Here is a 14044-nt window from a genome sequence, read left to right on the forward strand (position 1 = left end):
GCTGAGTTTTATCTTTACGCTGCGCTGCAGTGCAAGAAAAGCACGCAAAACGCGGGTCTGAGGTGGGCTAACGCTTCGTCTCGCGGCAGCCGGCGGCTTCCGCCTCTTCGACCGAGCAGAACCAGCGGGTGCCCTTGGCGATCTTCATCTTGATCTGGGTGTACCAGCGGCTGGTCGGCTGGTGAAATATGCACTCTCCGGCGCTGTTGACGTTGCCCTTGATGGTGCAGTCCGGGGAGGGCGCCACCGGTCCCGACGCCGAGGCGAGCAGCACCGCATGCGCCCCGTCGGGTGGCTTGGTCGCACCCAGGATGTGAGTCTTCTTGTTGCGGACGCGCCAGTCCCAGGGCGCGATGAAGGCGCCCTGCCACATTCCGGCTTTTGCCTCGCGCGCAGCCGCCTCGTCGAGCTCGTAGTCCCTGGAGAGGCGGGTGTAGGCCAGCGCCCAGCCGCTGCGCACCAGCCATTTCTGGATGTCCTCGCCGCCGACCTCGCAGCGCGCCACGGTGCGGCCGCGCCGGTCGATCGAACGGGCATGGCAGGCCCAGCTCTTGCCGTCAGCGTGTTTGGCGAGCTCGTCGCGCGCCGCGACGCCGCAGGTCCAGCGTTCGGCCTTGGTGTTGAGGCAGAGCTGATCGACCGCGGGCGCGTCGATGCCGCCGAGCCGGATCCGCGTGTTGCCGATCACGACGGCATCGCCGGCGCGGACCTTTGCCGTGCCGGTGATGTCGGCGGCCTCAGCCAGCGAGGGGAGAGCGAGGAGAGACAGCGCAATCAGGACTTTTCGCAACATGCCGGCCCGCGTGTTCAGGACAATTTCGATAGATCGCGCAATTGTGGTCGGCTTTTGGCCGTCGGGCCAGCTTATGCCTAACAGAGAGGCTTTCAACTTACCGTCATTGCGGCGGTCACTCGGTTCGTGTCCCGGACGCGGTGCGGCGTGCAACGCCGCTCCGCTGAGCCGGGGCACGAGAGCGCCTCACCCCCGCGCCATCGCCCGCTTCGCCAATGCCAGCCCCATCAGGACGAAAGCGGACGTCACCTCCGGACCACCCACCAAGATCCGCGTCGGCGTCTTCATCTTGTTCCACTCATAGGCGCGGAACGGGCCGCGGCGGCCGCCCTCGCCGATGGCGCCGACGATCACGTTCAGCGCCGGTGCAAAAGCGCGCGGGTCGGCGCCGAGATGGCCGAGCGCGATCAGCGCCAGCGCCGCGTCGAACACGTTCATCTCGGCGGCCATCAGCTCGCCCTTGACGTAGGACAGAACGCGATGGCGGATGAAGTCGAAATCGCCGTTCGGGTCGATCGCGGCCTGCGCCGCCAGCGGCAGCGCCAGGAAGGCCGCATAGCAGCGGCCGAAATAGGCGCTGTAGAGCTCCGGCAGGTAATAGATGTGCGAGCGCGGATTGGCGAAGGCGCCGCTCGCCGCCAGCCGCTTCTGGAAGCCGATGATGCGGTGCACCGTGGCGAGCCGCGCCGGCGTCTCCAGGATTTTCCAGCGCGCCAGGTTGCGGAAGCTCACTTCGAGAATGTCGAGATTGAGCGTCGGATCGAGATCGTTGCCGTAGGGACGCTCGCCCCGGAGGTTGTCGATCCAGGTCGCGACGCCGCCCTCGTAGTCGATATTCTCGTTGAGCGGCACGGTCACGCGCGGTTCATTGACGCCGGCGCGCACCTGGTAGCCGGCGTAGAAATCCAGCAGCGGCTGATCGATGATCGGATCGGTGCAGCCGGCCTGCGTCGCCGCCGAGATCGAGCAGGCAGTGGTGTCGCAATCCGGCACGTAGATGCCGAAGCCGAGGTCCTGCTTGATCTGCGCGAAGTAGCGCGAAAAGCGCGGATGCGGCGGCGGCGCCAGCGCGGTGACGACGTTGAAGCGCGCGCCGTCGATGCCCTCGACCTCCTCGCGGCTGATGTTGACGCAGAAATCCACCATGTCGGCGATGGCCCGCTCGGCCGCGATCTTGTCGGCCGGCGAGGCGAGCCCGGACTCGCCATAGCTCAGCAGCGCCTCGATGAAGAACGCATCGTAATAGGCCGAGCGGTGCCGGATCTGCACCGGCTCCCACATCGGCTCGGCGATCCCTCGCCAGGGCGGATTGACCACGGCATGCGCGGGCGAGCGCGCGATGAAGACACGGGCGAGGTTGAACAGCAGCGAGGAATTCTTGTAGCCGCGGGCGTTCAGCCCCGTGAGCGCCATGATCAGCTCGCGGCCGCGGAAATCCGGATCGCCGATCAGGTTGAAGGCGGCATAGGTCGGCAGGAAACCGTTCTTGCGGTAGGAGCCGAGCAGATGCTGCGCGCAGTCGCGGATGACGCCGTCGATCTGCGCCGCCGGCGGCGCCGAGCCCGTGAACATCGCCGGCGGCGGCTTGGGATGGTCGAGCGCAATGCTGTCGACGAGGTCGGCGACCGGCTGGCCGACCGCTGCCCAATCGGGCTCGGCCTCGTCGCGGGCGCGCACCAGCGCCTGGCGCAGCGCCGTCAGCCTGGCCTCGTCGCGCAGCTCGGGCAGTCCGGCCCGCCGCAGCAGCATCCGCAGCGCGGGATTGCCGAGCGCGGTCTTGTAGAATTTGGCCAGATGCGGATCGCCGCTGGCTGGCCCCGACAATACGGGATCGCACACATCGTAAAGCGAGGGGCCGTCCTTCGGCGCCAGCAGCGCCCGGCAGGCGGCGCCGGCAAAATAATGAAAGTTCATGAAATACCTGGTCGCGGGCACTTGGGCGGGTTCTGGCCGGGGGCCCCAAGCGCGCTCCAGCCACGCGCCACCCCCAGCAAGTCGTTGAAAAAGCTACCCGGATTCGCAGGAAATACAAATGTGATGAAAGTCACAGAAAAAGCCGGCACGAGGGCTGCATGATGAGCCCCCGGAAGGCTACGGGGACGCGAAAAAAGGAACGATTTGCGGCGGGGAATTAACCAACGGGTTCAATCGCTTAGCTCAAATTTTGGGCAATCTATTGCCCGCCACCCTATATGCGGTTAAAGGTTTGTTTGGTGCGGCGCCGCAAATTGCGCGCAATTCGGGGGCACATCCCCGGCCAATCCCTCAAACCTAAAGACGCTATCGCGCTACTCAAACAGTGTGCGCGCGCTTGGCTGGTCTTTGGCACAGGAAACGAACCGAGATGAATGTAAAGCAGCTCGACCTTTCCCGACGCACCATCGCGTTGGCCGCCGCCCTGATCGGCACGGCCTCGCTGGTGATCGGCGCCCATGCTGCTCTGAACATGCGTGCGATCGATGCTGCCAAGGCCGTCTCGACCGACCAGATCACCGGCTCGATCGGCCAGACCTCGCGCCTCGCGCTGGTCATCGGCAATGGACATTATCCCGACGCCAGCGCGCCGCTGACGCAGTCGATCAACGACGCCCGCGCGCTGTCCTCGTCGCTGCGCAAGAACGGCTTCGACGTCGACATGGTGGAGGACGCGACCAAGGACGACATGGTCCGCGCCGTCAACCGCCTGAAGTCCCGGATCAAGCGCGACACTGTCGTCATGCTGTTCTTCGGCGGCTACGGCGTGCAGGCCGGACGCGAGAGCTACATGCTGCCGGTCGATGCCGTGATCTGGAAGGAAAGCGACGTCCGCCGCCAGGGCGTCTCGATCGATAGCGTGATCGACATGATGAAGGAGCAGGGCGCCAAGGCCAAGCTCGTCGTCGTCGACGCCTCCCGCCGTAACCCATACGAGCGCCGCTTCCGCTCCTACAGCCACGGCCTCGCGCCGATCAGCGCGTCCGACAACGCGCTGATCCTCACCTCGGCCTCGCCCGGCAAGGTCGTCGACGACGGCAAGGGCGAGCACAGCGTGCTGGTCAGCGAGTTCCTGAACAACCTCAGTGCGAAGGGCAGCGCCGAGAGCGTCTTCAACAAGACCCGCGTCGCCATCTCCCGCGCCAGCGAAGGCGATCAGGTCCCGACAGTCTCCTCCTCGCTGCTCGAAGACGTCCATTTCGACGCAGCCGGCGGCTAGTTTTTTCAAATCAACGATCTCTCGTGCCCCGGACGCGGCGCATCATGCAATGATGCGACGCTGAGCCGGGGCCCAGTTTTTTTGACTGTCGCTGTGTGACGAGAACGGTCTCGGCTCAGCGCAGCAGCGTTACACGCTGCACGCGTCCGGGACACGAGGAAGCCTACTTCGCCGCTTCCGCGGCCATCACCGGACGCACCGGGTCGCCTTCGCGCAGCAACGCACCGGCGCGGGCGACGACGACATCGCCCTCATTGAGGCCGTCGCGGACCTCGATATTGCCGCCCGACATCAAGCCGACCTCGACACGCTTGGTCTCGACGCGGTTGCGGCGGATCACCTGCACCACGGTGCCGGCGGATGAATATTGCACTGATGTCAGCGGCACCGCGACGTTGCAGCTCTGCCCGGTCTTGATCAGCGCACGCCCGCTCGCCTTCAGCAGCAGCCGCTTCTGCGAGGAGATGCCGATATAGACCATGCCCTGCTGGATGTTCGGCTCGACGGTCGGGCCGATGCGGCGCACCTTGCCGTCGATGTCGCCGGCGCCTGCGATCCGCACGGTCGCCGGCTGATTGACCGCGAGCTTGCGCATATCGGTGGTCGCCACCAGAGCGACGAGATCGTATTCGCTGCGCGCCACGATGGTGAACAGGGCCTCGCCCTTGGCCGACGCGAAATTGCCGATCTGGGCGGTCGACGTCGCGATCACGCCCGCCACCGGCGCGGCGACCTGCAACGTGCCGCCCTCGGGAAGCGCCAGCCGCGCCAGCACCTGGCCGGCGGTGGTGGTGTCGCCGGCTTCCGCCAGCACGTCGGTGACCTTCAAGCCCGGACGTTCGGGCCGCACCGACGTCTCCGCCCGCGCGATGATCGTGCCGGTGGCCTCGACGATGTCGGAGAAGCAGGATTTTGCGACTTTCAGCACCGTGACCGCCGGCCCCTTGGGCGCGTCGTCATCGGCTCCGGCCGGAGAGGGACCGAGGATGACCATACCGGCGATGGCTGCGGGACACAGGCTTCGAGCAACGGCGCGGGGCAAATGACGCATCGGAAATTCCACGGGGGCTATGCCTCCAATCGATAGCAGATGGCAGGGCGGCGGACTATGGCAGCGTTGCCTCAAAAAGGAAGGCCACACCGCCGCTGGCCGTCGCAGCAAGTCTTTGATTAGTCGCGCGATTGGAGAACAGGTTCGCTTTTCCCGGGCGGCGCGCTGTGGTCGGCACTACTCCCAAAGTGCCGTGGCTCACGGTCTTCTCATCTGCCCGGGCCGCCTGTATTGAACTAGGATCAAGATGACGCGGCATCGCGGTCGCACAACTTTTGGTCGTGGTGGGATGCAGCGGTTCGTTTGCGAGCAGAACATCGTTCATTTCGAGCGGTTGCTCAACGAAACGGCCGACCCGACGGTGCAGAGCACCGTGCGCGCGCTGCTGGCGTCGGCCAGGCGCCAGTTGGCGCTGCTGAACTCGGCGGCATCAGGGGCCGATACGACGCCGCTCGAACAGCGTCGGCGGCAGCACGGCGACGCCGACACGATCCGACAACAATTCCAGCCGAAATTCGATGCCTCACCGCATCCTTACCTGCTGCTGGACCCCGGGCCGGGCCTGCTGATCGTCGACATCAATGATGCTTATGCAGCCGCGACCTTGACCGGCCGCGCCGACATCGTCGGCCGCTCGCTGTTCGAGATATTCCCTGATAATCCCGACGAGCCGCTCGCCGACGGCGTCAGCAATCTCTACAGCAGCTTGAGGATCGTCGGCGAAACCGGGCGGGCGCATGCCATGGCGATCCAGCGCTACGACATCCGGGATCCCGCCGGCACCTTCGTCGAGCGTCATTGGCAGCCGATCAACTCGCCGATCCACGATACCACGGGCCATCTGGTTTATCTGCTGCACCACGTCGAGGACGTCACCGCGCAGGTCGCAGCGCGGCCGTAAACGCCTCGTCAGCCGCGGCGCTCGCCCAGCAGCTTGCCGGTGGCCCGGTCGATCAAATGCAGGCGCGTGCAGGCCGGACAGGACACCGACACATGGGTGTGGTCGGCCGGCTCCTCGCCGAGCCGATGCTGCACGTTCATCCCGGTCTGCGGGCATTTGAAGACGATCTGACGGTCCATCGGCGAGATATGAAGCCAAGGTGCGGCCAACGAAATTACGGATGTTTACGTAGGTCGGCGGCGGTGCCCGTCACGGCAGTTTCAGGAACTCCACCCAGTTCGGCTTCTTGCCGGTGGGGTAGGATTTCAGCCTGGCCAGCGCGCCGCTGCCCTGGTCGATCGCATACACCGTCATGCTGTCGGAGAGCTCGCCGACCGCGGCGAGGTAGCGCCCCGTCGGATCGATCTGGAAGCCGCGCGGCTGCTTCTCGGTCGGCACGCTGCCGATCGTGGTCAGCTTGCCGCTGGCGGCATCGACCTTGTAGGCGGTGAGCGTGTTGGTGGTGCGCTCGGAGGCGTACAGGAAGCGGCCGTCCGGGGTGATGTGGATGTCGGCGGCCCAAGGCTTCTTGCCAGCCTCTTTCTCATTGAAGCCGTCCGGCAGCGCGGTGGTGCGCTGGATCTCGTCCCAGGCGCCGCTCTTGGCTTCATAGCTGAATGCAGCGACGTCGCCGTTCAGCTCGTGGACGAGATAGACGAATTTGCCATTGGGGTGGAATACAAAGTGCCGCGGCCCGGATTTTTCCGGCACCTTGTGAGCCGGCGGATCGTTCGGCGTCAGCGTGCCGGCTGTGGCATCGAACGCGAAGGCCAGCACCTGGTCCGAGCCGAGATTGGTCGCGAATACGAAGCGGTTGTCGGGCGAGGGCAGGAAGGCGTGGGCGTTCAGCCCGGTCGGGATCACCTGCTTCGGCTCGCCGGCGACGCCATTTCCGGCAAGCGGATTCAGCGCGACCTTGTTGCCGCCATAGGAGGCGCTGAACAGGAATTTTCCGCCGCGGTCGACGGCGATGTTCGCCATGCTGTCGGCGAGCGGTCCGTTGCCGATGGGGCTGAGCTGACCCGTCCCGGGATCGATCGCAAAGCTCACCGCGAGATACGGCTGTGAGCGGACACCGGCAATCAGCACGCGGTGGTCGGGCGTGATCGCGAGCGGCGTCGAGGAGCCGGGCTTGTCGACGCCCTTGAAGGCGGCGGTCTGCACCGGAATCATCTCGCCGCTGTCATCCATCTTGAACACGCTGATGTCGTTGCTGTCGGCGTTGCCGACATAGGCGAAGGTCTCGGCCATGCCGGCGCGGACTCCAGAAACGAGGGCGAGGAAGGTGAGGGTGGTGGCGATCGCAGCGCGTGGCGCTTTGGATGCTATGCGTCGTCGGGTCGGTCTCAACATGGGGCTCCTCCTCGCGGGCCGGTCGCGGCCTTGTCGTTTTGCCCAGGAGGTTAGCGGGCGGCGCGCCGTCGCACCAAATTCCAATTGGGATCAATCGATGCCGAAATTGTATCGGTCGCGCCGGGATGGGCTGCCGCACTGCTGCCGAGCAGGAGGACAGATGCATTGCGCCGCGCTGGCGCGCGCCAGTCATCCCGCACTGCAAAGGACGGCGATCCCATGAGTCCGTACACAGGGCGAAAACAGCCGATGCGGCTGTGAACCAATGGTGCGCGAGCGCATTGAACCGGCATGCCCAGTGAAAACGATCTCGAAGGCAAGCCCGACATGGGCGGCAAGCATGGCGGTCAAGCCGGCCAGCCCGAGCCGCCGCCTCGGCCGCGCGAAGGCGAGCGCGATGAGGACGTCGTGGCAAAGCGCCACACCGGCCAAACCGATCGCGCCTCGCCGCCGACCAAACCAAAATAGCGTCTTGCCGCGCGGTCGTGCCGCGCCTCGTGTTGGGAACGGCGGCATTGCCGTGTCGTTACCCGTCCCCGCAGGCGTGACAGATGGAAACGGAGGCTGGCTCGTGTTTTGGATTTATTGGAACACCGCCTGGTCGCTGATCATCAGCGGCATCATGGTCGCCACCATCGTGAGCCACCCCGATTCCGAGTTTGTCGAAGTGCAGGCCGACAGGCGGTAGGTGTGAACGTCCCGACTTCGCAGTGAGGTCTCGGTTTACGTCATGCTGCCGGGCATCAAAGGTTCGATCCTAAATTTTCGGAGCCAGGCAGCGGGCAGCGAGGGTGAGGATCGGTATGGTGAGTTAGCGTTTCCCTCCGGCTTCGGGAAGCGAGCACGAGGACAGCGCGTAGCCCAGCTGCGCCGTTTCCTAAGCTGAGCCGTCAACTTCCCCAAGACTGGCGGCTTACTCTTTGTGCGCCGCAAAGCTCTTTCGCGCGTGCCCCCGGGGCGACTAGGGAGGTTCGGCTCGATTTGCGCTGGCTCAATTCCGGCCGCCGCCGTCTCCCTACGTTAACATTTCCGGGTGGCGTTGCGATGCTCATCAGGACTAACGAAACAGGGCGTCGCTTGAACGATGGGCATTTGGCGGCTTTGGCAGGAGACCGCGTCTCATCCAGCGAGTTCAAGTATCGCAGGGGTACCGAGGTGTTTGGCGAAGGAGACGAGCCGGAGTACGTCTATGATCGTCTCCGGAGCGGTGCGAACCTACCGGCTGCTCTCGGACGGTCGCCGCCAGATCAACTCGTTCCATTTGCCCGGCGACATGTTCGGTTTCGAGAACGGCAAATCCCACCGCTTTTCCGCAGAAGCTCTCGTCGAAACCAAAGTGCGGATTGTCAGACAGCGTGCCTTGCTTTGCAGCATGGCTGATCAGGCAGGCGGCACGACCAAGCTTATCCGGCTGGTCACCCAGAATTTGCAGGATGCTGAAAGCCACATGTTGCTTCTGAGGCGGAAGACAGCGCTAGAGAAAGTTGCTGCCTTCCTTCTCGAAATGGACGAGCGCCAGTTCCGCCCCGATGTGATGGAGTTGCCAATGAGTCGTCGTGACATTGGCGACTACCTTGGACTGACGCTCGAAACCGTGTCGCGCGAGATCTCTATCCTTCGCGACGCCGGGCTCTTGCGCTTCGTTGGGACGACACAACGGCGGCTCTCGCTGCTGAATCGTGAGGAACTTAGCCGATACGACTCCTAGAGTCTGCACGCGAAGGCCTGGACACCTGGCCGACGAGGGAGCGTCGCCGCGTTAAGCCGCCGCCGCCTGCGCGGCCAGCAACTGCTTCAGCTTCGCCGCCGGCACGGCCGGGCTGAACAGCCAGCCCTGCATCTGGCTGCATCCGAGCTGGCGCAGCACCTCGCGCTGGGCTTCGGTCTCGACGCCCTCGGCGGTCGTCGCCATGTGGCGCGCGGCGGCCATGTGCACCACCGCCTGCACGATCGGCGATGAATCTTCGGACTGACCGATGTCACTGATGAAGCTGCGGTCGATCTTGATCTTGTCGAACGGGAAGCGGTGCAGATAGCTCAGCGACGAATAGCCGGTGCCGAAATCGTCGAGCGCGATGCGCACGCCGAGCTCACGCAATTGCTGCAGGATCGTCAGCGCCTCCTCGTCGTCGCGGATCAGCACGGTCTCGGTGATCTCGAGCTCGAGCCGTCCGGGCGCGAGTCCCGACTCCGCGAGCGCGGCGGCGACCTTGAGCGCCAGCGTCCGCGAGCGGAACTGCACCGGCGAAACGTTGACGGCGATGTGAATCTGGTCGGGCCAGGAGGCGGCTTCATGGCAGGCCTGCTTCAGCACCCATTCGCCGATCTCGCCGATCAGCCCGGTGTCTTCGGCGACGGGAATGAAGTCCGCGGGCGAGACCATGCCGCGCTCGGGATGGCGCCAGCGCAGCAGCGCTTCGCAGCCGGTGACGACATTGGCCGCGAGATCGACCAGCGGCTGGTAGTGCACCTCGAACTCGCCGCGAGCCAGCGCCTGGCGCAGATCGAGCTCGAGCTGACGGCGCAGCCGCGCCTTGGCGTCGTATTCGGGCGTGAAGATGCGGTAGGTGCGGCGCCCCTCCGACTTCGCCGCATACATCGCGAGATCGGCGCGCTTGAGCAAATCGTCGAGATTGTCGCCGTGATCGGGCGCGATCGCGATGCCGATGCTGGCATCGGTCGGGATGTCCAGGCCCTTGCAATCCACCGGCGTACGCAACGCCTTGAGGATTTCTTCCGCCAGTGCCGACAGCTCGGCCGGATCGCAGGTCGCGGCCTTGACGATGGCGAACTCGTCGCCGCCGAGCCGCGCGACGAGGTCGTTGCCGGAAACGCAGGCGCGCAGGCGGTTCGCCACCTGCCGCAGCAATTCGTCGCCGACCTCATGTCCCAGCGAGTCGTTGACGCCCTTGAACTCGTCGACGTCGATATAGAGGATGGCGAACGGCTTGCCCTGGCTGAGCTCGGCGACGCGCCGCTCCAGATGGCCGCGTAGCAGCACGCGGTTGGGCAGGTCGGTCAGCGCGTCGTAATGCGCCATATGCGCGATGCGCTCGTCGGCGCGGATGCGCGCCGTGACGTCGTCATGGGTCGCAAGCCAGCCGCCGGCGGCGCCGGGCTGGTTCTTGATCTCGATCAGGCGGCCGTCCGCGGTCTCGACGATGGAGCTCTGGGTGCGTCCGACATGGCTCAGAATGTCGTCGCAATAGACCTCGACGTCGCCGTGGAACGAGCCGGTGTCATGGCGGTGCCGGATCACGTCGCGGAAATCGGCGCCGGACTTCACCACTGCGGGGGACAGGCCGTACATCTCGATGTAGCGGCTATTGCAGACGATCAGTCGTTGGTCCTGATCGAACATCAGCAGCCCTTGCGTCATCGTGTTCATCGCGGTGTCGAGCCGCTGCTTTTCCAGCGAGAGCCGGTGTGTGACCTGGCGGAAGATCAGGAACAGCGTCAGCACCAGCAGGCCGATCGAGAGCACGGCGATGGTGACGAAGAATTTCGTCTGCGTATGCCATGTGGCGAGCGTCGCATCGAGCGACTTGGTCGCGACCACGACCAGCGGCTCGCCGGTCAACATGCGCGAGGCGACGATGCGGTCCTTGCCGTCCATCGGGCTGGCGAGCTGCATCGTGACGAAGGTGCGCTCGAACACCGCCATCTGCTCCGGCGTGCCCTTGCGAAAGTTCTGGCCGATCATCGCATCGACACGCGGAACGCGCGCCAGCAATTGGCCGTTCTGGTGGTGCATCGCGATGGAGGAGTCCTCGCCGAGCCCGGTCGAGGCGAAAAAGGATTCGAGTTGGTCGGGCGTGATCGCGCGCGAGATCACCCCGAGAAATTCGCCATGCGGGCCGGACACGCGCCGGGCGAACACGATCGCCGGTCCGTTGCCGAGCCGGCCGGGGACGACCTCGACCTCTTCCTGCGCGGCAGGATCGTTCCTGAGGCGGTTGAAGTAGCCACGGTCGGCGACCGAGATATCGGCGACCGGCCAGCGGCGCGACGAGTTGATCAGCATGCCGCTGGAATCGAACAGATTTGCGCCGGCGACGTCGGACCAGCCGCTGGCTTTTGCACGCATCACCTCGTGCATCGCCAGCGTGCCCATCTCGCTGCGAAATATGTCGGCGGATTCGATGCCGTGACTCTCAAGTTCGGCGAGGATGCTCTTCTGCAGCACCGCGAAATCCTCGAACTCGCGGTCGAAATGCCGGGCCAGCAGGCGCACGGAGCTTTCAAGGCTGTCGCGGCCGCTCTCGATCGCGTTCTGCCTGAAGCGGTCGACGGTCAGCGCGGTGCCGATGGCCATTGCGACCATCAGCACGAAGCCGCCCGCGATCAGCCATGTCAGTGGCGCTCCCCGCCAGCGACGGAGCAACGCGCGCATGCGTGCGGTCCATCGGATCGATGTGCCCATGCAGCCCTCCCGTGGACGCAAGGTGCAGCAAAACCGACAAGACCCCGTTACCAGCGAAGGTTAAGGAACTATGAATCGGAGTGGAATCAGTGGGTTGGTTCCGGCGCGGAGTTTTGTTGGGCACCAAAGCCTCCGCAGCGTCATGGCCGGGCTTCGTCCCGGCCATCCACGTCTTTTGTCGCGGCACAAAGAACGTGGATGCCCGGGACAAGCCCGGGCATGACGATCGCGGTGCAGTTTTCACCGCTTGATCTCCCAGTTCTGCGCTTCCGCATTGCCCTTGGCGAACATCTCGGGGACATCGAACTGGCCGGTCTTGAGGTCATAGCGGCATTTCCAGTCGGCCAGCCCCTTCACGGCGACGTTCTTCGGATGCTTGTCCATTTCGCCCGACAGCGAGATCAGCAAATAGCGGTTGTCGGGCCAGTCGACGCCGAGCCAGCGATAGGCGGTTTCGGTGCCTTTCATCAGATTGGCCGAGATGTGGTAGTCGAGCTTCATCTTCCTGGTGTCGGGACGGCTGTGGAAATAGGCCCAGGCGAGATCGCCGAGTGATTTCTTGGTCGCGCTGACGAAGGCGCCGTTTTCGACGTGATAGAGAAACAGATCCTGCTCGCCGGAGCCGGTCTTCTGCATCCGCACCAGCCATTGCGAGTCGCTGGTGAAGCGGAAGCCCGAGGGATACCCCTGCTCGGGCTTCAGCTCCGTCATCTGCTCGCCGTGCCGCGCCCAGGCCTGCCATTTGATGTCGAAATCCCCGCTATCCTTCATGTATTGCTCGAGCCTGACGGTCTTGTCCGGCGAGGTGAAGGCGAGCTCGGCATCATCGGAGAGGACGAAGCCGGACGGCGGGCCGGAGGCCGCAAGGGCAGGGGCGGCGGCGAGCGTCAGGGCAAGCGCCAGCCACCAGTCAGGACGGCGAAATGCGGTCACAGGAAAATTCCTTAAAGAATGCCGCGATGCGGCCTCGCATGATTTGACGCCGGCGCCGTGGTGCCGGTTCATCCTTGATAGGCGCCAGGGCGGGCTATCATCCCATCGACCGTCTTGATGCCGCAGCCAATTCGGCGCACCTTGCCGCCCTCGGTTGATTTGCCACCCAAGGTTCTTTTCCGATGATGACCGCATCCAAGGCCTTCATTGCTTTCTGCCTGCTCGCGATGGCCGGCACGGTTCTGGTGATCGGTCCGACCGAGCTGCGACGCCTGCTGTCGGACGGGACCAAGACCGCTGTTGCCGCCAAGCCAGAAGCCAAGGTCGAGGCCAAGGCTGAGGCCAAGGCTGACCTCAAGCCTGACCTCAAGGCTGACCTGAAGCCGGACCAGCCGAAGCTGGCCGCCGTTACGCCGTCTGCGCCTGTATCCGCGCCGGCGGCGGTCCCTGCGCCCGAGCCCAAGCCCGAGCCAGGTGCGCTGGCCGAGATCCAGAAACAGGTCACGGCGCTGCCCGACCTCGCACCGGCCAAGCCGCCGGCAGCGGTCGCGGACACCGGCCCCCGTTTCGACGTCGCCCGCGTCGACGATCACGGCGAGGCGGCTGTCATTGCGGGCCGTGCCGTGCCGGGTGCCAAGGTCGAGCTGCTGCGCGACGGCAAGCCACTCGATACCGTGACTGCCGACGCCTCGGGTCAGTTCGTGATGACCCCGCCGCAGCTTCCCGCCGGTTCCTATGAATTGACGCTGCGGGCCAGGGCGCCGGATGGCACGGTCACGCAGTCGGGCCGGACCATGCCGGTCACCATCGCCGAGGCGGCGCCGCCGCCCGCGCGCCCGGCACCCGTTGCAAGGCAAGAGCCGAAGCAGGCCGAGAAGCCGGACGACAAATCGGATGTCGTGGCGTCCCTGCCGTCGGCCTCGTCGCATCTCGCCTCGGCCTCCGACAGGCCCGCGGCGCGGCCGAGGCCAGTCGGCGCGCCGAAACCCCGGGTGATGGCGCGGGCGCCGGCGGCGACGACGGTTGCATCCGCCTCGCCCGCGGAAATCCTCAATGCCGCCCCGGCGGAGACAGGCAGCCGGGTGATCTCCCGCGGTGACAGCCTGTGGGCACTCAGCCGGCTCGCCTATGGCGACGGCGCCCGCTATGCCGTGATCTTCAAGGCCAACCGCGACAAGATCCACAATCCCAATCTGATCTACCCCGGCCAGACCTTCGTGATGCCGCAAAAGGCGGAGTGAGGGCGTCTTCCTTCCCGTCTTACTGGGGGCGGCCGCGTTTGAGAGAGCTTCGCCGCGGCGATCTTTCCAGACGCCCGCGACGCTTTGCCCTGTGTCCTTTCGGAACGATCGGTTCCC

12 protein-coding genes are annotated in these 14044 nt (G+C 65.2%); 5 read left to right on the forward strand and 7 right to left on the reverse strand.

The genetic code is table 11. From position 1 onward, the window contains the following. Nucleotides 1–67 precede the first annotated feature (67 nt). Together CIT39_RS02205 and CIT39_RS02210 are read right to left on the reverse strand one after the other, a co-directional pair. The gene (locus CIT39_RS02205) at nt 68–793 is read right to left on the reverse strand and encodes a thermonuclease family protein (protein WP_094973847.1); all 726 of its coding nucleotides are present in this window, start codon (nt 791–793) and stop codon (nt 68–70) included. A gap of 186 nt (nt 794–979) precedes the next feature. Further along, on the reverse strand, nt 980–2707 hold the full coding sequence (locus tag CIT39_RS02210) for a hypothetical protein (protein ID WP_094973848.1): 1728 nt from the start codon (nt 2705–2707) through the stop codon (nt 980–982). A 430-nt stretch (nt 2708–3137) separates the two neighbouring features. Here CIT39_RS02210 and CIT39_RS02215 point away from each other — a divergent pair, with 430 nt between their 5' ends. Beyond that, a complete protein-coding gene (locus CIT39_RS02215; RefSeq protein WP_094973849.1) occupies nt 3138–3986 on the forward strand; it encodes a caspase family protein in 849 nt (282 codons plus the stop codon). A gap of 163 nt (nt 3987–4149) precedes the next feature. Here the strand turns inward: CIT39_RS02215 and CIT39_RS02220 are convergent, their stop codons facing one another. Then, a complete protein-coding gene (locus tag CIT39_RS02220; protein WP_162308850.1) occupies nt 4150–5037 on the reverse strand; it encodes an efflux RND transporter periplasmic adaptor subunit in 888 nt (295 codons plus the stop codon). A 289-nt stretch (nt 5038–5326) separates the two neighbouring features. Between CIT39_RS02220 and CIT39_RS02225 the strand changes: the two genes are divergently transcribed. Then, nucleotides 5327–5938, forward strand: a complete 612-nt coding sequence (locus tag CIT39_RS02225; protein ID WP_094973851.1) for a PAS domain-containing protein — start codon at nt 5327–5329, stop codon at nt 5936–5938. 8 nt (nt 5939–5946) lie between these two features. Here CIT39_RS02225 and CIT39_RS02230 read toward each other — a convergent pair whose 3' ends face one another. Together CIT39_RS02230 and CIT39_RS02235 are read right to left on the reverse strand one after the other, a co-directional pair. Continuing rightward, on the reverse strand, nt 5947–6117 hold the full coding sequence (locus CIT39_RS02230) for a hypothetical protein (RefSeq protein ID WP_247771819.1): 171 nt from the start codon (nt 6115–6117) through the stop codon (nt 5947–5949). Nucleotides 6118–6187: 70 nt separating this feature from the next. Beyond that, nucleotides 6188–7330 carry a lactonase family protein gene (locus CIT39_RS02235; RefSeq protein WP_094973852.1) on the reverse strand — a complete coding sequence of 381 codons (1143 nt, stop codon included), beginning with the start codon at nt 7328–7330 and terminating at the stop codon, nt 6188–6190. A 291-nt stretch (nt 7331–7621) separates the two neighbouring features. On the opposite strand from CIT39_RS02235, the gene CIT39_RS02240 reads away from it, so the two are divergent. Continuing rightward, the gene (locus CIT39_RS02240) at nt 7622–7798 is read left to right on the forward strand and encodes a hypothetical protein (protein WP_155526039.1); all 177 of its coding nucleotides are present in this window, start codon (nt 7622–7624) and stop codon (nt 7796–7798) included. A 721-nt stretch (nt 7799–8519) separates the two neighbouring features. Next, nucleotides 8520–9038, forward strand: coding sequence for a helix-turn-helix domain-containing protein (locus CIT39_RS02245; RefSeq protein WP_244607498.1), 519 nt, complete (start codon nt 8520–8522; stop codon nt 9036–9038). A gap of 51 nt (nt 9039–9089) precedes the next feature. Here the strand turns inward: CIT39_RS02245 and CIT39_RS02250 are convergent, their stop codons facing one another. Both CIT39_RS02250 and CIT39_RS02255 read right to left on the reverse strand, forming a co-directional pair. Beyond that, nucleotides 9090–11753 carry a bifunctional diguanylate cyclase/phosphodiesterase gene (locus CIT39_RS02250; RefSeq protein ID WP_094973853.1) on the reverse strand — a complete coding sequence of 888 codons (2664 nt, stop codon included), beginning with the start codon at nt 11751–11753 and terminating at the stop codon, nt 9090–9092. A gap of 240 nt (nt 11754–11993) precedes the next feature. Further along, a complete protein-coding gene (locus CIT39_RS02255) occupies nt 11994–12686 on the reverse strand; it encodes a hypothetical protein (RefSeq protein WP_094973854.1) in 693 nt (230 codons plus the stop codon). Nucleotides 12687–12868: 182 nt separating this feature from the next. On the opposite strand from CIT39_RS02255, the gene CIT39_RS02260 reads away from it, so the two are divergent. Beyond that, complete coding sequence (locus CIT39_RS02260; RefSeq protein WP_094973855.1) at nt 12869–13927, forward strand: LysM peptidoglycan-binding domain-containing protein; 1059 nt, start codon at nt 12869–12871, stop codon at nt 13925–13927. Nucleotides 13928–14044 lie beyond the last annotated feature (117 nt).

It is taken from the genome of Bradyrhizobium symbiodeficiens (assembly GCF_002266465.3).
GTDB classification, from domain to species: Bacteria; Pseudomonadota; Alphaproteobacteria; order Rhizobiales; family Xanthobacteraceae; genus Bradyrhizobium; species Bradyrhizobium symbiodeficiens.